The organism is Nocardiopsis sp. L17-MgMaSL7, assembly GCF_003182025.1.
Taxonomy (GTDB): Bacteria; Actinomycetota; Actinomycetes; order Streptosporangiales; family Streptosporangiaceae; genus Nocardiopsis; species Nocardiopsis prasina.
This window is the reverse complement of the sequence record NZ_QGTF01000008.1, coordinates 347,947-366,810: the sequence shown is the minus strand read 5'-3', so window position 1 is coordinate 366,810 and position 18,864 is coordinate 347,947. Positions and strand designations below refer to the sequence as shown.

Annotated in this window: 20 protein-coding genes; 12 read left to right on the top strand and 8 right to left on the bottom strand. The window is 71.2% G+C overall.

Annotation, left to right across the window (positions count from 1 at the left end):
* The first annotated feature begins 282 nt into the window (after positions 1 to 282).
* The 6 genes from BDW27_RS16950 (at position 283) to BDW27_RS16925 (ending at position 6,109) form a co-directional block, all read left to right on the top strand.
* The gene (locus BDW27_RS16950; protein WP_110050154.1) at positions 283 to 1,233 is read left to right on the top strand and encodes a GNAT family N-acetyltransferase; all 951 of its coding nucleotides are present in this window, start codon (positions 283 to 285) and stop codon (positions 1,231 to 1,233) included.
* Between the two features lie 115 nt (positions 1,234 to 1,348).
* Entirely contained in the window at positions 1,349 to 1,915 is a 567-nt protein-coding gene (locus BDW27_RS16945; protein ID WP_017547021.1) for a type I-E CRISPR-associated protein Cas6/Cse3/CasE, read from the top strand.
* Positions 1,916 to 2,154: 239 nt separating this feature from the next.
* The gene (locus BDW27_RS16940) at positions 2,155 to 3,798 is read left to right on the top strand and encodes a glycoside hydrolase family 10 protein (RefSeq protein WP_110050152.1); all 1,644 of its coding nucleotides are present in this window, start codon (positions 2,155 to 2,157) and stop codon (positions 3,796 to 3,798) included.
* 118 nt (positions 3,799 to 3,916) lie between these two features.
* Positions 3,917 to 4,390, top strand: coding sequence for a hypothetical protein (locus tag BDW27_RS16935; RefSeq protein ID WP_233515784.1), 474 nt, complete (start codon positions 3,917 to 3,919; stop codon positions 4,388 to 4,390).
* Positions 4,391 to 4,503: 113 nt separating this feature from the next.
* Positions 4,504 to 5,151: a DUF305 domain-containing protein gene (locus BDW27_RS16930; RefSeq protein ID WP_110050149.1), complete on the top strand. Its 648-nt coding sequence runs from the start codon at positions 4,504 to 4,506 to the stop codon at positions 5,149 to 5,151.
* Positions 5,152 to 5,218: 67 nt separating this feature from the next.
* Positions 5,219 to 6,109, top strand: a complete 891-nt coding sequence (locus BDW27_RS16925) for a F510_1955 family glycosylhydrolase (RefSeq protein WP_110050147.1) — start codon at positions 5,219 to 5,221, stop codon at positions 6,107 to 6,109.
* Positions 6,110 to 6,338: 229 nt separating this feature from the next.
* On the opposite strand, the gene BDW27_RS16920 is transcribed toward BDW27_RS16925, so the two are convergent.
* Entirely contained in the window at positions 6,339 to 7,172 is an 834-nt protein-coding gene (locus BDW27_RS16920; protein WP_110050145.1) for a MetQ/NlpA family ABC transporter substrate-binding protein, read from the bottom strand.
* A gap of 286 nt (positions 7,173 to 7,458) precedes the next feature.
* Here BDW27_RS16920 and BDW27_RS16915 point away from each other — a divergent pair, with 286 nt between their 5' ends.
* A complete protein-coding gene (locus tag BDW27_RS16915; RefSeq protein ID WP_199560675.1) occupies positions 7,459 to 8,553 on the top strand; it encodes an ADP-ribosylglycohydrolase family protein in 1,095 nt (364 codons plus the stop codon).
* Between the two features lie 21 nt (positions 8,554 to 8,574).
* Here the strand turns inward: BDW27_RS16915 and BDW27_RS16910 are convergent, their stop codons facing one another.
* The 3 genes from BDW27_RS16910 to BDW27_RS16900 form a co-directional block, all read right to left on the bottom strand.
* Entirely contained in the window at positions 8,575 to 9,576 is a 1,002-nt protein-coding gene (locus BDW27_RS16910; RefSeq protein WP_110050143.1) for a GNAT family N-acetyltransferase, read from the bottom strand.
* A gap of 129 nt (positions 9,577 to 9,705) precedes the next feature.
* Positions 9,706 to 10,797 carry a type I restriction enzyme HsdR N-terminal domain-containing protein gene (locus tag BDW27_RS16905; RefSeq protein WP_110050142.1) on the bottom strand — a complete coding sequence of 364 codons (1,092 nt, stop codon included), beginning with the start codon at positions 10,795 to 10,797 and terminating at the stop codon, positions 9,706 to 9,708.
* Positions 10,798 to 11,026: 229 nt separating this feature from the next.
* Positions 11,027 to 11,857 carry an SGNH/GDSL hydrolase family protein gene (locus BDW27_RS16900; protein ID WP_017542689.1) on the bottom strand — a complete coding sequence of 277 codons (831 nt, stop codon included), beginning with the start codon at positions 11,855 to 11,857 and terminating at the stop codon, positions 11,027 to 11,029.
* Positions 11,858 to 12,212: 355 nt separating this feature from the next.
* On the opposite strand from BDW27_RS16900, the gene BDW27_RS16895 reads away from it, so the two are divergent.
* Entirely contained in the window at positions 12,213 to 12,542 is a 330-nt protein-coding gene (locus tag BDW27_RS16895) for a hypothetical protein (RefSeq protein ID WP_017542688.1), read from the top strand.
* A 118-nt stretch (positions 12,543 to 12,660) separates the two neighbouring features.
* On the opposite strand, the gene BDW27_RS16890 is transcribed toward BDW27_RS16895, so the two are convergent.
* On the bottom strand, positions 12,661 to 13,164 hold the full coding sequence (locus tag BDW27_RS16890; protein ID WP_110050140.1) for a GNAT family N-acetyltransferase: 504 nt from the start codon (positions 13,162 to 13,164) through the stop codon (positions 12,661 to 12,663).
* A 52-nt stretch (positions 13,165 to 13,216) separates the two neighbouring features.
* Positions 13,217 to 13,942, bottom strand: a complete 726-nt coding sequence (locus BDW27_RS16885; RefSeq protein ID WP_110050138.1) for an SDR family NAD(P)-dependent oxidoreductase — start codon at positions 13,940 to 13,942, stop codon at positions 13,217 to 13,219.
* Between the two features lie 174 nt (positions 13,943 to 14,116).
* On the opposite strand from BDW27_RS16885, the gene BDW27_RS16880 reads away from it, so the two are divergent.
* The 3 genes from BDW27_RS16880 to BDW27_RS16870 all read left to right on the top strand — a co-directional run bounded on the left by BDW27_RS16880 (position 14,117) and on the right by BDW27_RS16870 (position 15,871).
* Complete coding sequence (locus BDW27_RS16880) at positions 14,117 to 14,536, top strand: hypothetical protein (protein ID WP_110050137.1); 420 nt, start codon at positions 14,117 to 14,119, stop codon at positions 14,534 to 14,536.
* Between the two features lie 79 nt (positions 14,537 to 14,615).
* Entirely contained in the window at positions 14,616 to 15,422 is an 807-nt protein-coding gene (locus BDW27_RS16875) for an SDR family oxidoreductase (protein ID WP_110050135.1), read from the top strand.
* Between the two features lie 98 nt (positions 15,423 to 15,520).
* On the top strand, positions 15,521 to 15,871 hold the full coding sequence (locus tag BDW27_RS16870) for an antibiotic biosynthesis monooxygenase (RefSeq protein ID WP_017542683.1): 351 nt from the start codon (positions 15,521 to 15,523) through the stop codon (positions 15,869 to 15,871).
* A gap of 18 nt (positions 15,872 to 15,889) precedes the next feature.
* On the opposite strand, the gene BDW27_RS16865 is transcribed toward BDW27_RS16870, so the two are convergent.
* The gene (locus BDW27_RS16865) at positions 15,890 to 16,663 is read right to left on the bottom strand and encodes a class I SAM-dependent methyltransferase (RefSeq protein WP_017542682.1); all 774 of its coding nucleotides are present in this window, start codon (positions 16,661 to 16,663) and stop codon (positions 15,890 to 15,892) included.
* 281 nt (positions 16,664 to 16,944) lie between these two features.
* On the opposite strand from BDW27_RS16865, the gene BDW27_RS16860 reads away from it, so the two are divergent.
* Positions 16,945 to 17,919 carry a GNAT family N-acetyltransferase gene (locus BDW27_RS16860; protein WP_110050133.1) on the top strand — a complete coding sequence of 325 codons (975 nt, stop codon included), beginning with the start codon at positions 16,945 to 16,947 and terminating at the stop codon, positions 17,917 to 17,919.
* 133 nt (positions 17,920 to 18,052) lie between these two features.
* Here BDW27_RS16860 and BDW27_RS16855 read toward each other — a convergent pair whose 3' ends face one another.
* Positions 18,053 to 18,817, bottom strand: coding sequence for a nucleotidyltransferase domain-containing protein (locus BDW27_RS16855; protein ID WP_110050184.1), 765 nt, complete (start codon positions 18,815 to 18,817; stop codon positions 18,053 to 18,055).
* Positions 18,818 to 18,864 lie beyond the last annotated feature (47 nt).

The window sequence follows — 18,864 nt, the reverse complement described above, 5'->3', positions numbered from 1 at the left end:
GTCAGAAGGGCGTCAAGGTCTTTGGTCACACACTGATCCTCGACGCCCTTCGTCATGCCCGCAGCAGGTTCAGAAATTTCCCATCAACGATCTAGGGGGCGTTAATTCGCGTGCGGCGCGGAGCCGGGTCCGATAGGAAGGGGGCCCGGCACCGTGCCGGCACCACGTCAAGGAAAGGGAGGGATAACGCGATGAAGACTTCCGCCACCCTCACCGCGCCCGAGTCCATCCGACCAGCGGAGCACCGCTGACCCCTCGGGCGCCCTCCCACCGGAGCGTGCTTTGACCACCGAGAACGACCGCTTCACCCTGCGCCCGATCACCGGGCGCCCGGAGCTGGACCTCTTCAACCGGCTCCCCTACACCCTCAACCACGAGTTCGCCGACGACCTCGACGCCGGACGACGGCGTCCCGACTGGATGTGGGTCGCCCTGCGCGGCGACCGTTTGGTCGCCCGAGCGGCATGGTGGGGTTCCCCGGACGACGACGCTCCCTTCCTGCTGGACGTCCTCGACGTCCACGACGAGGACGGCCGTCCCGGCCGCGTGGACGACCTCGAACGGCTCCTGCGCACCGCGACGGCCCGGGTCGTTCCCCCGGACCAGTCCCCGCCGAACCACGTCCGCTACGTCCCCCTCGACTGGCGTACACGCCCCGAGGCGGGACGGCCGGTCCGGGATCGGCTGACCGCCCTGGAACGGAACGGCGCGCGCCTGCTCGTGGAACGGGTCCGCCTGGAGTGGCACCCCGGAACCCCGGTCCCGCCGCCGAGCGGGCGCCTCCGGTTCCGCCGGGTGCGGGACACCGAGGAGCTCCTCGGTCTGATGACCCGTGTCCTGGACGGCACCCTGGACGAACACAGCCGAGTCAACCTGGCCCGGACGACCCCGCGCGAGGAGGCCGAGCGCTTGTTCGCGGACGAGCTGGCCCGCTACACCAGCCCCCGGGACTGGTGGCGGATCGCGACCCTGCCCGACGGGACTCCCATCGGCTTCGTCACGCCCGCGCGCAACGAGTACAACCCCGTGATCGGCTACCTCGCCATCGTGCCCGAGCACCGGGGCAACGGGTACATCGACGATGTGCTCGCCGAGGGCACGCGTATCCTCGCCGACCTGGGGGTCCCGCGGATCCGCGCCGCGACGGACCTGCACAACACACCGATGGTCGACTCCTTCCTGCGGACGGGGTACGTCGACACCGAACGGGTCCTCCACACGACCTGGGACTGATCCGGCAGGCCTGAGGGGCGGGCTGACCAGCGGCCCGCCCCTCGTAGGCTGGAGTCCCCGGGCGCGTCACCGCGCCCGCGACCCGCCACCACGGCACGACCCGGATCGGATCTCCTTGTACCTGTCCCGCATCAGTCTCAACCCCCAGCGCAGCGCCGGAATGGACCAGTGGGCGGTGATGAGCAAGGCCGTACAGAGGGCCCTCGCCCCCGCCCCCGGCACCGAGGCCCGGGTGCTCTGGACGCGCCTCTCCCCCACCATGCTGGTGGTCAGCTCCGACACCGCCCCCGCCTGGGGCAAGATCCCCGGCGCGGTCTCGGCCTCGATCCAGCCGATGACCCGGCACGTGGAGGGTGAGACCGTGCGTTGGGAGCTGGTCACGGCGCCGACCGCTCAGCGCGAGGTGGCACCCTCCGAAGAGGGCGGGAAGCCGCGCAGCAAGAAGGTCGCGCTGCCGGAGGAGGAGTTCGAGGCGTGGCTGGACCTGAAGCTGGGTGAGGCCCTCCAGGTGACGGCGGCGGAGTGGAAGCGCCTGGGTGGTCGGCCCGCCCGCCACCACTTCACCGGGGAGGCCGTGGTCCGGGACAGCGAGGCACTCCAGGAGCTGGCGTTGAACGGCGTCGGCGGGGGCACCGCCACCGGCGCGGGCCTGCTCCTCACTTCCCCGCTGGAGACCCCCTAGCGCGTCGGCGGAGGCCGAGGTGTCGGCGGGCGACTCCGGAAACCCCCATAGCGGGATTTCCACGAATCAGTTCGCATTTCATCCATCTGTCGCAAACTCGCGTAGGAGTGTTGCAATCGGCGGGCAAATCATGAAGGTTTTCTCCTAAGCCCGAGCTGACCGTCGCACACGGGCACCGGAGCGCCCGACGGGGGCGTGCCGTGTCCCCGGCCGTGCGGCGCAAGCCTGAAGGAGCAACCTTGGCGTACCCGAACCGGAACCGGCCCTCCACCCACCACGAGATCTCGGCTCCGTTCCCCCGCACCGCCGCACCACGCACCCGCCCACGGACCGCGCTCTTCGCGGGAGCCCTCGCCACGGCGCTGACCGCAGCGCTGGTCCACGCCCCGCAGGCCGCCGCCGCGCCGGAGCCGGTGAACCAGCCGCCCTGCGAGAACGCCCCCGAAGCACCGCCCAAACACCAGATGCGGGCCGAATGGATCGCCGGGGTGCAGAACATCGACTGGCCCACGTCGCAGGGCCAGACCCCGGAACGGCAGCAGGCCGACCTGACCGACCTGTACGACGAGGCCGTGGACAACGGACTCAACGCGGTGTTCGTGCAGATCAGACCCACCGCCGACGCCTTCTGGCCGTCACCGTACGAACCCTGGTCCGAGTGGCTCACCGGTGAGCAGGGCGGCGACCCGGGGTACGACCCGCTGGAGTTCGCGGTCGAGGAGGCGCACGCCCGCAATCTGGAGTTCCACGCCTGGTACAACCCGTACCGCGTGGCCATGCACGACGACGTCAACGCCCTGGTCGAGGACCACCCCGCCCGCCAGAACCCCGACTGGGTGTTCGAGTACGGCGGGAAGCTGTACTACGACCCGGGGGTCCCCGAGGCCCGCGAGTTCGTGATCGAGGCGATGATGCACTCGGTCGAGAACTACGACCTCGACGGTGTGCACTTCGACGACTACTTCTACCCGTACCCGGTCTCGGGCGAGGTGATCCCGGACGCGGACACCTACGCCGAGCACGGGAGCGGGTTCGACGACATCGGGGACTGGCGGCGCGACAACGTCGACCTCATGGTGCGGGGGATGAGCGAGGCGGTGAACGACGTCAAGCCGTACGTGAAGTTCGGCATCAGCCCGTTCGGCATCTGGCGCAACTCCGGCACCGACCCCAACGGCTCGGACACCAACGGCTCCCAGTCCTACGACAACCAGTTCGCCGACAGCCGCAAGTGGGTGCTGGAGGGCTGGCTCGACTACATCAACCCGCAGATCTACTGGGAGATCGGTCTGCCCGTCGCGGACTACTCCGTCCTCGTCCCCTGGTGGGAGGAGGTCGCGGAGGGCACCGGCACCCACCTGTACGTCGGGCAGGCCGCCTACAAGGTGGGCAACGCGGGCGCCTGGCAGGACCCGAACGAGCTCTCCTCGCACCTGGACCTCAACCGCGACCACCCCGGTGTCCAGGGGGACGTGTACTTCAGCGCCACCTCGCTGCGCACCAACGCGCGCCAGGCCATGGAGATCGTGGTCGAGGACCACTACTCCAGCCCGGCGCTGGTCCCGGTCAAGGAGGACCTCGGCGGGACCGTCCCGGCTCCGCCGAGAGTGACCGCGAACGGTGAGGGCGCACTGGAGATCGCGCCCGGCCCGGGTGAGGCCCCCGCGTACTACGCGGTGTACGCCTTCGACGGCCAGCCCGCCAGGGGCCAGGCCCCCTGCGGGATCGAGGACCCGCGCGCCATGCTCGGCACCGTGCGGGCGGGCGACGACGGCACCGCGACGTTCACGGTGCCCCGGTCCGCGGACACCACGTACTACGTGACCGCCGTGCACCGGCTGCACCACGAGAGCCGCGCGAGCAAACCGGAGTACCTGCCCTAGGGCGGCCAAGGGGCCCGGCACCACGCGTGCCGGGCCCCTCGTGCGTTCGTGTGGCCTCCGGGGAAGGTTCGACAGACCCGCTGACGTACCCCAGCGGGGTAGGGGTATGCTGGCGCATATGTCGCCGTCGGAGCCGAGCAGCCGCCCGGGGCCCGCCTGGACGCGGGTCCTGTTGATCGCCGCGCTGCTCTTCGGGTTCTCGGCCATGCACACCCTGGGCCACCTCCAGCACGAGGCGCACGCCTCGACCGGATCCCCGGAGGTCCAGCTCGCCCAACCCACGCAGGCCCCGCACGCGCCGCCCGTCGCGACGGGGACCACGACAGACGACGCCACGGCATCCCATGACGGTGCGACCGGAGCCGGTCACGCACCCGCGACGGCCTCAGCGCTCCCCGATCTGGACCCGACCTCGGTCTGCCTCACCCTCGGCTCCTTCGTGGTCGTGTTGCTGGGAGTGGCCGCCGTAGCCTTCGCGCGCTGGCCCGGGGCCCCGGCCGACCCCGTCGCCCCGTTCCGGCGCGCGCCCCTGCCGTCCTTCCCCACCCCGGACCAACCCTCCCTGGCCCGTCTCCAGGTGCTGCGCGTCTAGATGCCCGCGCGGACCCGGCACACGCAGTGCGGGCTCCGCGCCCACGCGCCACCGACGGCCGCGCCGGACCCGGTTCCCGCGCGGCGAGGAGACTCCCAAGAGGAAGGGTCGACATGACCTCGTACCAGCGTGCCCTGAAGCAGCGAGCCCTCACCACGGCCGCCGCCGCACTCGCCACCGCCCTGTTCGCCACCGCCTGCGGTGACACGGGCGGCGACACCGCCGACACCACCTCGGAGAGCGAGGAGCAGGTGGCGGAGCACAACGACGCGGACGTGATGTTCGCGCAGATGATGATCCCCCACCACGAGCAGGCCGTCACGATGGCCGACCTCGCCGACACCCGCGCGGGCAACGAGGTCGAGGAGCTGGCGGTGGAGATCCGCGACGCCCAGGGGCCCGAGATCGAGCAGATGGAGACGCTGCTCGACTCCTGGGGGGCCGACCGCGAGTCCGAGATGGACCACTCCGACATGGACGGCATGCTCACCGAGGAGCAGATGACCGAGTTGGAGGGCGCCGAGGGCGAGCGGTTCGACACCCTGTTCCTGGAGTTCATGGTGCTGCACCACAAGGGGGCCGTGGACATGGCCCGCACCGAGCTCGACGACGGCGTCAACCCCGAGGCCCGGGAGCTGGCCCAGGAGATCATCGACGCCCAGGAGAGCGAGATCCAGCAGATGAACGAGCTGCTGGGCGTCGAGGACTCCGGCGAGGACGGTGCCGAGGCCACCGAGGAGGGCGACCACTCGGAGCACTGAGGTCCACGAGGGGGCGGCGCCCGAAGCGCCGCCCCCGTGAACCGAGGTCGGACCGAGAGGGAGAGACATGAACAACGGAACACGCACACGGGCCCTCACCGCGATGGCCGCGGCGGGGCTGATCACCGTCACCTCCGCCTGTGCCGGAGGGGAGGGGGACGCCGTTGCCCGGGCGGGTGACGGCGCGGCCAACACCGTGGGCGTCGCCCTTCCGGACGAGGCCCAGCACGTGCACGGTGCCGGGGTGGACCCGGAGTCCGGGGAGGTTCTGGTGGCCTCGCACGCGGGCCTGTACACGCTGCCCGCCCCGGACCGGCTCACCCGGGAGGCGACCGTCCCGAGGCACGTGGGACCCGCGATCGACCTCATGGGGTTCGCGGTGCGGGGCCCCGGCCACTACCTGGCCAGCGGGCACCCGGAGGGGGACACGGACATGCCGGACCCGGTGGGGCTGATCGAGACCCGCGACGGCGGGCGCAGCTGGGAGGCCCTCTCCCTGTCCGGAGAGTCCGACTTCCACGCGCTGGCCTCCGCCGGTGACCTGGTGGTCGGTTTCGACGGCGCGCTACGTGCGACCGAGGACGGGGTCGACTGGACGGACCTGGACCCGGGGGTGGAGGCGGCCGCGCTGGCCGTCTCGGACGACGGCCGGACCGTCGTGGCCACCACGCCGCGGGGGCCGGTGCGCTCCACCGACGGCGGGGCCGGGTTCGAGGCGGTGCCGGAGGCTCCCCCGCTGGCGCTGGTCGACTGGGTCCCCGGGGGTCCGACGGTGTTCGGGGTGGCCGTGGACGGCGGCGTGTACCGCAGCGACGACGCCGGTGGGAGCTGGGAGCGCACCGGTGGGCTGCCGGGCGGTCCGGAGGCACTGCACGCCGACGAGGACCAGGTCATCGTGGTGGCCGACCTCCACGTGGCGCGGTCCACGGACGGGGGCGCCACCTTCGACGCCTGGTGACGGGCGTGGAGGGGGCTCCCCTACCGGGGAACCCCCTCCACAGGTGCACCCTCCATGGAGTGCCGGGCCGGACGGCACCGCGAGACGCCGTGAGCGGGACTGCCGGACTCGGGTGAGGGGAGAGTTCGTCACCGTCCGGAACCGGCCCGAGGCCTGGCTCGACGCGTTGGACGCGTTCCTGTCCGAGCCGTGACCCCGGGCCGTCCGACGGGTGCTCCTCCGGGCCGGGTCAGCCCTTGGTGGCGGGGATGACGCTGCCCTGGTACTCCTCCTCGATGAACCGGACCGTCTCCGGGGAGGTGAGCAGTTCGACGAGGGTGGCCACGCGCGGGTCGTCGGCGTTGTCGGAGCGGGCCGCGAGGACGTTCACGTAGGCGTTGCCCTCGACCTCCTCCAGCAGGATCGAGTCCTCCTCGAAGTCCAGCCCGGCCTCCTGCGCGTAGTTGTTGTTGACGATGGCCGCGTCGACGTCGTCCAGGGAGCGGGGCAGCTGCGCGGCCTCCACCTCGCGGAAGTCGAGGTCGAGCGGGTTCTCCTCGATGTCGTTCAGGCTGAAGGTGGCCTCGTCGATCCCGTCGGCGAGGGTGATCAGGCCGCCCTCCTCAAGCAGGAGGAGCGCGCGGAACTCGTTGGTGGGGTCGTTGGGGAGCGCGACCTCGGCGCCCTCCTCCAGCTCGTCGAGGGAGTCGACGTGGTTGGAGTAGAGGCCGAGCGGCGGCAGGTAGATCTGCTCGACGGCGACCAGGTCGGTGCCGTTGCCCTCGTTGTACTCCAGCAGGAACGGCTCGTGCTGGTAGAGGTTGACGTCCAGCTGCCCCTCGGCGAGGGCTGCGTTGGGCGCGATGTAGTCGGAGAACTCCTGGATGTCCAGGTCGAGCCCGGCGTCGGCGGCCAGCTCCTCCTGGACGAACGCGAGGATGTCACCGGCCGGGACGGCGGTGGCCCCGACGACGAGGGTGTCCGCGTCTTCGGAGGGGGCCGACGCGTTCTCGGAGGGGGCGCCGCAGGCGGTCACCGCGAAGAGGGCCAGGGCGGCGGGGACGGCGAGTGTGGCGCGGCGCATGAGGGTCCTTTGCATACTGCGGACTGGTGGTTCCAGGAACGGGAGAAGGGTCCCACATTTCCTATTAACCCGATCTTAAATCAGATATAACCGGGAATCCCAGTCCTCGTGACCAACCGCACAGGCCCTGACCAGCCCGAAGGACCATGGTCAACCCTTGAAGCATCGCACACCGGCCTGTGCGCGCCGCACGGCGGGGGCACCGGGCGAAAGGACCGCTCCCCGGGCCGGAAAGCCCTGCCGCGTCAGGCTTGTACGCGGGGAGGATGCCGCCTAGCATCCAGCAATGCGTACCCCCTCACCCCTTCCTGACCGGTTGACCGGCTGCCTGATCGGCGGAGCGATCGGTGACGCGCTCGGCGCTCCCGTCGAGGGCCTCGGACTCGACCAGATCCTGGAACGCCACGGCCCCCAGGGGCTGACCGAGTACGTCGAGGGCTCCTACGGGATCGGCGCGATCACGGACGAGACCCAGCTGACCCTGCGCACCTGCGACGCCCTCGTCCGGGCCTCCGTGCGCGCACGGAACAAGGGGATCGGCGGGGCCGCGGTGGACATGGTCCGGACGGCCTACGTGGACTGGGCGCGGATCCACCGCGACCCCGCCGGGTCGGGTCCGACCGTCGACCCCCTGTACGCTCCACGCGGCTACGGGGCCGCCACCGTCGCGGCGCTGCGTGAGACCGGGGCGTGGAAGCCGGTCAACAAGTCCAAGGGGTGCGCCGCCGTGGTGCGCGTGGCCCCGTGCGGGTTCGGTGCGGGGGACGCCGAGCGCGCCTTCGAGCTGGCCACCGAGGTGGCGGCCCTGACCCACGGTCACCGGACCGCCCACCTGGCCGCCGGTGTGTTCGCCTCGACGGTGTGGGGGCTGGTCCGCGGTGCCGAGGTCGCCGCCTCCCTGGCCCGGGCCCGGGAGTTGTTGGAGGGGCACACCGGCCACGGCGAGGTCTCACGGGCGCTGGACGGCGCCGTCGCGAGGGCGCACTCAGGGGTGCCCACCGCCCGGGACCTGGCCGAACTCGGCGACGGCTGGACCTCCGAGGAGGCCCTGGCGGTGGCGGTGTGCGTGGCCCTGCGCGCCGAGGACCTCGCTGCCCGGGGCGGCGCCCCGAACACGGCCGGGATCGGCCGGTCCGCGCTGCGGTTGGCGGTCAACCACTCCGGGGACAGCGACACCCTCGGGTCGCTGTGCGGGAACCTGGTCGGCGCCCGGTACGGGGTGCACGCCTTCCCCGGGCACTGGCAGTCCCAGTTGGAGGTGCGGGAGCGGGTGATCGGCCTCGCCGCCGACGCCGCCCTGGAGTACGGTCCCTGCCCTCCCGCCGCGCTGGGCCACGACGGCGCCCACGAAACCTGGACCGTCGCCCACTTCGAGCGGTGACCGGGTCACGGTGGCACGCAGCTAGGCCCCCGTGACCGCGGCCCGGCGTTCGAGTTCGAGGTGGCGCTCCTCGACCCGGAACCCCAGAGCCACGTTGATGTCGCGCATGTAGCCGTTGCCCACGGCGTTCCAGGTGCGCACCGCCGGGCGGTCGGGGAAGTCCCGGACCAGGCGCTCCAGGTTGTGGACCTTGAGCGCCTGGCCCAGACGATGGCCCCGGTGCGCACCCGTCACCAGGGTGTCCTCCTGACCCACGACGTCCTCCCCGGCCACCAGGGACAGGACGGTGAAGCCCGCGAGTCCGCCCGAGGGCGCCTGCGCGACGGTGACCAGGGCGACCGTGCCCGCCCTCGCGCGCCGCGCCTCCAGCGCGCGGACGCGTTCCACGTCCCAGACCTCGGGGACGTACGACATGTCCCCGGAAGGCATGTCCCGCTGCATGACCGTGTACAGGTCGGCGAAGGCCTCGACCAGGTCGTCGGGGCAGGCTCCGGTCCACTCGCGCATCCGGTAGTCGCCCACGTCCGGGCGCAGCCGGGCGAGGAGCTCCGGGGCCACGGGAAGGTCCAGTAGGAGGGAGTCCTCCTCCAACCCCACCGTGAAGCCGTGCCCGAGCGCGAACCGGGACCCCGGCCAGGACCGCCGCGACCACCCGGACGGCACGGGGGCCTCCGCGACGGCCACCGTGCGGCCCAACTCCGCCATCCGCCGTTCCGCCTCCGCCAGCAGACGTGCGCCCAGGCCGCGACCGCGACGGTCGGGGACCACGGTCACGCACACCTCGGCGTACTCGGTGTTCTCCTTCAGGGACAGTTCCAGCATCAGGGTGCCCACGATCCGGTCGCCCTCCCAGGCCGCGTGGAGCTGGTGGGCGGCGTCGTCGCGTTCGGCGGTCACTGCCCCGCGCAGGGCCTCGCGCGGGATGACGCCCCCGGTCTCCCGGCCATCCAGCCAGGCCTCCCGGTAGGCCTCGTACCAGGAGTCGAAGGCGTGGGCGTCGTGCGGATCGATCCGACCGATCATGGGCGGGTACCTCCAGGCGTGGTGTCGGCCCCGACATCATGCACGGAGCGGCCCGGCCGGGGCCACACGTTTACGCCGTGTCCCGGGGGCGGCCCCGAGCGGAGGCTCCGGCCACCCCCGACACGCGGATCAGGCCATGTGAGAGCGGACCGCCTCGCGGATGTGCTCCGAGTGGAGGTAGATGTCGTCCAGGGAACCGAGCAGGTGCCGGGTCTCGTTCTTGGCGGCGTCGAAGGTGCCGAGGTACTTCCTGGACTTGCCGTTGAAGTGCAGACGGGCGATCGGCTTGCGGTTGTTGTCGTCCAGCAGGACGGCGAAGTAGGACTTCGAGTCGCGGTGGACGACCCGCTGGGGCTTGACCTCGCTGCACGCGATGGCCTTCACGATCCGGTAGCCCTCCAGTTCCTCGAGGGTGGTCTCGATCCCGTCGCCGCGTTCGACCTCCTCCGTCTCGTCCACCTCCTCGGCGCCGTCGGTCTCCGCACCCGGCTCGGGGAGTGTGAAACCGGTGGTCAGGGCGGACTTCAGCCGGCTGTTGACCTGGTCGTTGAGGAACTGGGCCCCGGCCTCCCGGACCAGGGGCCCGAACTGCTCACGGGCGCGGCGGGTGAACTGGCCCGTGTGGACTCGGCTGGTGAAGAACCTGATCCAGTCGTCCTCCGGCTCCTGGAACTGTGCGGCGAAGGTGCGCTTGATCTCCCCGAGGTACTTGAGCTTCTCGGCGGAGCTGATCACCGACTCCAGGTCGAAGGCGTCCTTGGTGAGCTTGCGCAGTTCCGGGAGGAGCGACTCGTCGACGTCGTTGAGGTCCAGGACCAGAAAGGGCTTGGAGTCCATCCGGTTGGGCGAGTCGAGGTCGGTGTAGAACTGGTAGACGACACCGTTGGTGAGCACCGCGACACGCGCGTTGGTGACGCTGAAGTAGCGGTAGAGCTGCGAGGCGTGTTCGACCGTGAGCGAGCCATTCGACTTCTTGCACTCGACGAGTATCCGCACCTCGTCGTCCCACATGATGGCGTAGTCGACCTTCTCACCCTTCTTCACGCCGACGTCCGCCGTGAACTCGGGGACGACCTCGCGGGGATCGAAGACGTCGTAGCCGAGAACCGTCGAGATGAACGGCATCACCAGGGCGTTCTTCGTCGCCTCCTCGGTTCCGATGAGGTCCTGCTGCTGCCGCGCCTTCGCGGCCACAGCGGCGATCCGCTCGCTGAATTCCATGCGCACTCCTCCGCCACAATTCGATGCGAAGACACTAGCAACACGGGAAGTACAACAAGAGACCAGAAACTCATTCGTTATGCCCTTTGTTCGGAGAAATGATCGTCTCCGGCTTTTCAGTGCTTCCGGTAAACGAAATTCCCCGACCCGCGTCGTGGACGCGGGAAATGCGGAACGGGCGGAGCGGGCCCGAACTCGGAGCCGCGCCCCACCCGAGGGTCCGCACTGGTCAGAGGGCCTCGTCCGGCTGTGCGGGAACACCCACGGCCTCGGCGAGCGCGGCACCGAAGGCGGCCATCCCCTGGGCGTTGGGGTGCAGCGGCGCGGCGACGCTGGTGGGGATCAGGCCCTCCAGGTAGCGCTCGCCGTGCGGCGCGCACACGTCGTGCCCGACGCTGACGGCGGCGAGGTCGACGTAGGTGCCGCCGTGCGCGAGGGTCTGGCGCTCCAGGGTGTCGTTGAGTCGGTTGACCGAACCCTGGACGTAGTCGGCGTCGCGCCCCCACACGGGTTGGACCGGCCAGCAGCCGCCCTCGCGGACGTAGGTGCCGTAGCCCGCGACCACGATCTCCGCATGGGGAGCGCGGTCGCGGATCTCCCCCAGGGCCTGGGCGAGCACGGGCTCCCAGGCGTCGATGTCCTCGGCGATGCGGTCGGTGGTGCCGCCCTCGGTGAAGCGTTCAGCGCAGGAGCGGCCCAGGGGTTCGCGCAGGAGGTTGACACAGCTCAGTGCGGCGCCGACCAGCTCGACGTCGTTGCCGCCGATGGTCAGGGAGACCAGGTCGGTGTCCTCGTCCAGGGCGTCGTACTGCGGCGGGAGGAAACCGAACTGCTGGCCGGCGAAGTCGGAGACCTTGGCACCCGAGCAGGTGACGTCGGTGAGGTCGGCGCCGAGGGCGTCGGCGGCGACGCGGGGGTAGTTGCGGTCGGAGCGCAGGCAGGCGAGGTTCGGGTCCTGGTCCGGGATGAGTGGCCCGGCGGCCGCGGAGTCGCCGAGCGCCACGTAGGCGAGGGGTTCGACTTCTCCTTCCTCCGCCTGGGCCGGAACGGCCGTAGCCATTCCCACACCCAACGTGACCACTGTGGTCACCGCGATCCTGCCGAACCCTTGCCTGCCCACGGGGCCTCCGTTGGTCGTCGTCGTGTGGCGCTGCTCTCACATGATGTCGAGCCGGGTCGGCCCGTGGGCACGGAAACCACGGAGAGTGATCACAACGATGCCTTCCGTCTGGGGTTTGCGCAGGTAGGAGCGGCGGCGTCGACCTCACGTGACGATGGCCCCGAACGCGGGCGTCACGGTGGTCCCCGTGGTCCCTCGCCGCGCTGGAAACCCTTACGGGGTACTTACTCCGGGCGGGTAGAAGGGTGCATACGACTCCCAACCGGGCTTCGGCCCACGGAAGAAACGAAGAGCGATGATCAGTGACGTGATCGACTGGTTCAAGGGTCTGTTCGGCGATACGGCGGAGCAGGTCACGGACGGGGTGAGCCAGACCCTGGACCAGGTGGGCGGCGGGGCCGAGGAGGCCGTGGGCACCTTCCAGGAGACCGGCCAGGACCTGGTGGGCCAGGACTACGGCCAGGTCGCCGAGGACGCCCTGGGTGGTGTGACCGAGGGTGTCACGGACAACGTGACCGAGAGCGTCCAGGGGTTCCAGGAGCAGGCGGAGACCATCGGCGGTATCGCGGAGGACCCGATGGGCGCCGCCGTGGACGAGGCCCGGGACCGCTTCGGGCAGGGCTGACCCCCCAGCGCCGCAGGCACCCCCGGGACGACCGGGGGGCCGGGAGAACCAGGCGCCCTCCGGGACCCGTCGGGGCTGGCCTCGTCCAGGGGCGGGGCCGGATCCGGGCCGTACGCGACTACTCGCCCCCCGGGCTTCCTGGGACGTCGTCCAGGTTCAGGAAGCGCTCCCCCAACACCTGATCGCCCAGAACCTGCCCGGTCGGTGAGAATCCGACCCCCCGGTAGAAGCCCTCCGGTCCGCCCTCCCCCGGCACCCAGAGAACGGTGAGCCGGTTCCGCCCTCGGCGGCGGGCCTCACGGGCCACCGCCTCCACGGCGAACCGCCCGTAGCCGAGCCCCTGGTGCGCGGCGGACACGTTCAGCCGCCAGATCCCGCAGCGGAAGGCGTCGATTCCGGAGTCGGGATCGAAGCCGCCCATGACGAAACCGACGACCTCGCCACCGGCCAGGACCAGCCGGGGCCAGGCCACGTCCGAAGGGGCCGCGTAGGCCTCGGCGAGGGACCGCTCCACCGGCGCGACGAAGCGTTCCTGGTCGGGGTGGACACGCAGATCACAGGCAGCTCCGACGTTCTCCGGGGTGATCCTGGCCAGACGCGGAGCGGGGGGTGTGTCGTTCATGGACACGACCCTAGGAGGCCCCGGGGCGCGAAGAAGCCGCTGTGGTCCGTTGTCAGTGACCAGGCAGGGCGCCGCCGTTCACACCCAGGACCTGTCCGGTGGTCCAGGACGCCTCGGGGGAGGCGAGGAACCCCACCACCGCCGCGATGTCGTCCGGGGTACCCGCTCGACCGACCATGGTCTCGGCGGCGAGGGTGTCGTGTCGGGACGAACGCCCCTCCTCGGTGAAGAACTCGGTGTCCTGCACGTAGCCGGGGGTGAGGGTGTTGACGGTGATACCGTCGGGGCCGCCGCGCCTGGCGAGGTCGATCCCCCAACCGCAGAGTCCGGCCTTGGCCGCGGCGTAGGCGTCGCCACCGCCCCGATGCGCGGCGATGGAGCTGATGTTGACGACCCTGCCTCCCGGGCGGCGGAACGCGGGCCACAGCGCCTGGGTGAGCATCATCGCGGACAGCAGGTTGGCGTCGATGGTGCGGCGGTAGAGGTCGAAGAGGCCCCTGGTATCGACGGGGTTCTCCTTGATGATCCCGCCCGCGTTGTTGACCAGGACGTCGACGGGTGCCTCCGACAGCCTTTCGGCCACGGCCAGGACGGCTTCCTCGTCGGTGAGATCCACTGGAAGGGGGACAACGCGACCCCCGGGGTGGGCGGCAGCGACTCGCTCGAGGGGTTCCCTGCGCCTGCCCAGGACGTACACCTCGTCCCCGCCCGAGACGAACATCTCGGCGATCGCCCTGCCCATGCCGGTACCGCCGCCGGTCACGATGACTCTGCGCATGTGTGCCTCTCGCTGGGGTGGTTCCGTGAAGACAACCACGGGGCCGTCGCGAGGAGCAACGCCTTTCTTGGGAGCTGGCGATCGCCCGACACCCGGGCTCGGGGAGCCACTCACAATGACTACTCCAAGTAATATCACCGTGACCGCAAGTCGTCGATCCGCTCCGGAGTACTCGTGAAACTGCCCCTGCGGCCTCACCAGCTGGTCCTGCGCGTAGCGACCGGCGCGTCCATCCTCAACTCCGGGCTGAACAAGCGCGGCGCGGACGAGGACACGGCCATGGGTCTGCACGGGATGGCGGTGGGCACCTACCCCTTCCTGGACAAGCTCGACCCGGTCACCTTCGCCCGCCTCCTGTGCGCCGGGGAGATCGCCCTGGGCACCGCGCTGCTGGTGCCGTTCGTGCCGAACAAGCTCGCTGGAGCCGGGTTGAGCGCCTTCGCCGCCGGGCTGCTCGGCATGTACCTGCGCACACCCGGCATGCACAAACCCGGCAGCCTGGCACCCACGTCGGACGGCGTCCCCCTGTCCAAGGACCTGTGGCTGCTCGGCGCGGGGCTGTCGCTGATCCTCGAGGGCTGCGAGAAGGACTGAGACCGGGCGGGCTCTCCGGACGAGGGACGGCTACTGTGGTGCGGGCCCCTAGCCCTCCCCGACCCGAAGGGCCGCCCCCATGTCCTCCGCCCCCCGCCGCACCGCGCTGGTCACCGGCGCCTCCTCCGGGATCGGCGCCGCCGTCGCCGCCGCCCTGGTCCAACGCGGCTACCGCGTGTTCGGCACCAGCCGCGACCCGGCGGCGGTCCCGGCTCCGGTGCCGGGGGTCGAGTACCTGGCCCTGGACCTGACCGACTACGCGTCCGTCGAGGCCTGCGCGCACGCCGCCGGTGAGGTGGACGTGCTCGTCAACAACGCGGGCGAGAGCCAGAACGGACCCATCGAGGAACTTCCCATGGACGCCGTGGAGCGGGTGTTCCGACTCAACGTGTTCGGCGCGGTCCGCCTCACTCAGCTGGTCCTGCCCGGGATGCGCGCCCGTGGCCACGGGCGCGTGGTGATGGTGGGATCGATGCTGGCCAGCTTCCCGCTGGCCTACCGGTCCTCGTACGTGGCGACCAAGGCGGCGGTGAAGGGGTTCGCGGACGCCGCGCGGCGCGAGGTCTCCCCCTATGGAGTGGGCGTGACCACCGTGGAGCCGGGGTCGATCAACACCGGGATCAGCGAGCGGCGCACCCAGTACGTGGGTGAGGACTCGCCCTTCCGGGACGAGTACCGGACCATGGTGAACACGCTCAACGCCAACGAGGCCAAGGGGATCTCGGCCGAGCGGGTGGCGGCGACGGTGGTGCGCGCGGTCGAGGCGAAGCGGCCGCGGCCGCTGTACGCGGTGGGCAGCAACGCGCCGCTGGTGTTCGCGCTCCGTCGGTTGCTGCCCCGGGCCGCGATGCTGGAAGTCGTGGCCCGCAAACACGGGCTGAGGTGACGCCCCGGGCCGGCCTGCTGCGGGGAGCCCGCCGCGAGCGGGCGCGCCGGGTCCCTTAGGTTGGCCCTGACAGGCATCCGACCTCCGGAGGTACACGCGTGACCAGTGTCGTGAAGTTCAACGTCCTGACCGTCCCCGAGGGCGGCGGTTCCACGTTGGAGGAGAGGTTCGCCAAGCGGGCCGGACTCGTCGAGGACCAGGAGGGGTTCGAGGAGTTCCAGCTCCTGCGGCCGGTCGAGGGTACGGACAAGTACCTCGTCTACACCCGCTGGCGGTCCGAGGAGGACTTCCAGAACTGGGTGAACGGGCAGGCCTTCCGCAAGGGCCACGCGCAGGCCGCGGCCGACGCCAGGAAGGACGGCCAGGCCCACGGCGGTCACGGCGGCCCGGCGGCGTCCAACAGCGAGATCTGGGGCTTCGAGGTCGTCCAGCACGTCAAGGCGGGCTGAGCCCGACCGGCCCCTGCCTCACCGCCGCGACCGCTCCGGCCTGCGGGCCTCGATCAGGTGGCGGGACGAGTGGGCCACGAACGGCCCCCGCTCCTCGATCTGTTCGTGCAGCTCCCGGAGCCGGTCGCGGTGGGTGTCCACGGTGAAGCCGGGGACCATCCACACGACCTTGCGCAGGAAGTACGCGACGGCGCCGATGTCGTGGAACTCCATCCGTAGCCGCTCCGACCTCAGGTCGACGACCTCCAGACCGACGGCCTCGGCCCCGGTCCGGTCGTGGTCCGGGTGGCGGGCCTCGCGTGTCTCCCGGGGCTGCGGGCCGAGGAAGAACTCGACCAGTTCGAACACGCTCGACGGCCCCACGTGCTGTGCCAGATAGGTGCCGCCGGGGGCGAGGACTCGGGCGATCTCGTCCCACCGGACGGTGACGGGGTGGCGGCACACGACCAGGTCGAAGGCGCCGTCGGCGAAGGGCAGCGGGGGTTCGTCGGGAGCGGCGACCACCGCCACTCCCCTGGGGTGCAGCAGACGGGTGGCTGCGAGGACGTTGGGCGGCCACCCCTCGGTGGCGACGGTCAGCGGCGGGTACACCGGGAGACCGGCGAGGACTTCGCCGCCCCCGGTCTGGATGTCGAGGGCCGCGGTGGCGCGGGCCATCCTCTCGCCCATGAGGCGCTGGTACCCCCAGGAGGGACGCTGCTCGGTGGCACGCCCCTCGAACCAGGAGAAGTCCCAGCCCTCGGTCGGTTCGGCGGCGGCCTCGTCGAGGAGGTCCTGGAAGTCTCGGCTCATGGACGCATGGTCACCCAACACCGCAGCCCGGTCCAACCGTTTTCGCCGGGCCCGGGGACGATCCGCGACCCGGCGCGTCCCGGATCGACCGGCGCAAAAGGGCTTGCGGGGCTCCGAGAACCACCGGTATAACTCCGAGGGTCGCGACGACCCCCCGGCGCGGCGACGACGAGAAAGGAGGCACATCCGATGTTCCCTGTGATCACCGCGTCCGTGTCCTCCCGGGTCGACGCTCACCGTTGACCCCGGCTGCGGCGGGCGCACACACCGAAGGTGCAGCCTTGACCGTTCTTCCGAACGACCTGACCATCCGCCCCATCACCGGTCCCGAGGAGCTCGAACTCTTCAACCGGCTCCCCTACCTGCTCAATGACGAACTCGCCGACGATCTCGCGCGGGGCCGTCGACGCCCCTCCTGGATGTGGATGGCCCTCGACGGCGACCGTCTCCTGGCCCGCCTGTCCTGGTGGTGTCGGCCCCAGGACGACACCCCCTTCCTCCTGGACCTGCTCGACGTGGACGACGACGCCCAGGACGTCGACCTCATGGCCGTGGCCGACGAGCTGCTGCGCACCGCCAACGCCGCTCTGTTTCCCGACGGTGTCCCGATCGCCCTGGGTGACACTCCCCCGCCCGAGTACTTGCGCTTCGACGTCGCCGACTGGCGCTCCGAGGAGCGCTCCCGGAACCGGGTGGGACGACGTCTGGCGGTGGTCGAGCGCTCGGGTGCCGTGCCGCTCGTCGAGCGTCTGCGCTACGAGTGGAGGGACGAGACCCCACTCCCCGAGGGCAGCGGCCGCCTGGTGTTCCGTGGAGTCGAGGGCACCGAGGACATCCTCGGCCTCATGACCCGTGCCCTGGAGGGCACCTTGGACGCCCACGACCGCCTGGACCTGAGGGAACACTCCGCCGAGGAGGTGGCGGCGGCCAACTTCGCCGACGAGTTCGCCAACTACCCGACACCGCGCTCCTGGTGGCGAGTGGCGACACTCGCGGACGGCACGCCGGTGGGCTTCGTGATCCCGGCGCGCAACGCCTACCACCCGATCATCGCCTACATCGCGGTGCTGCCCGAGCACCGGGGCAACGGGCACATCGACGACCTGCTCGCCGAGGGAACCCGCGTCCTGGCGAGCGAGGGCCTCACGTACGCCCGAGCCGCCACGGATGTCGGGAATATGCCCATGGCCCGGGCCTTCACCCGGGCGGGGTACGACACCATCAGCGGCGTGGTCAGCATGACCTGGTCGCGGTAGGTCCCCGTCCCCGGGGCGAGAGGGACGTCGCGTCGTCCCTCTCGTCCCGGACCACGACCGCAGGTCAGCGGATCCCGGCCAGGGCGCATGGTCAGCGGTCCCTGGTCCGGGGCCCCGGGCCACGGAACCCCGGTCAACGAGCCCCAGCGATGATGCGACCGGTCTCCGCGACCGCCGCGAGCAGGTCCTGGGGGTCCGCGGTCATCCCGGCGACCACGAAGTCCACCTCCTCCAGCCCGGCTCTGGACAGCAGGGTCTTGTCGTTGGTCACCCATTCGCCGCGCGCCGCCAGCACGGCGTGGGCCGCGTACGAGGCGGCCTGGGCGATCATCCCCGTGCACTGGGCCACCCGCCCCTGCGGTGCGTGGCCGCGCTCCGCGTAGGCGAGGGTGGCGGAGGCGAACCCGCGCCAGCGCGGCGGGGCGTCGCGTCGGAGTGCGTCCGGGTACGCGGGTCGGGGCAGGTCACCGACCAGGACCCGGCCCACGGCGAGTTCGGCCACCACCAGGTAGGTGGGGATGCCCACCAGGTGGAACAGGAGCGGCTCCACGTCGAACCGCCCGTGTTCGGCCTCGGCCAGCTGGTGCTCCACGGCGTCGAGGTCGCGGTAGTGCACGTCCACCGGGCGGCCGTCGATCCTCAGCCAGGCGCCCCCGTTGAACACGCCCTCGCTCCAGCCGCCGAACTCCGAGACCTCACCCTCCCAGCCGACGTCGCGCAGGGCCTGGGGCGAGAACTCCCCTCGGGAGCCCCGGTAGTAGACGGCGAGGTCCCAGTCGCTGTCGGGCCGGTGGGTCCCCTGGGCGCGCGACCCGCCGAGGCTGACCGCCTCGATGCCCGGGAGGTCGGCGAGCCGGTCGGCGGTGGCCGTGAGGAAGTGTTCGTCGGAGAGGGTCATGACTCCCATGATGGCCGTTGTGGCCCGAAGTGCGCTCTCCCGTTCTC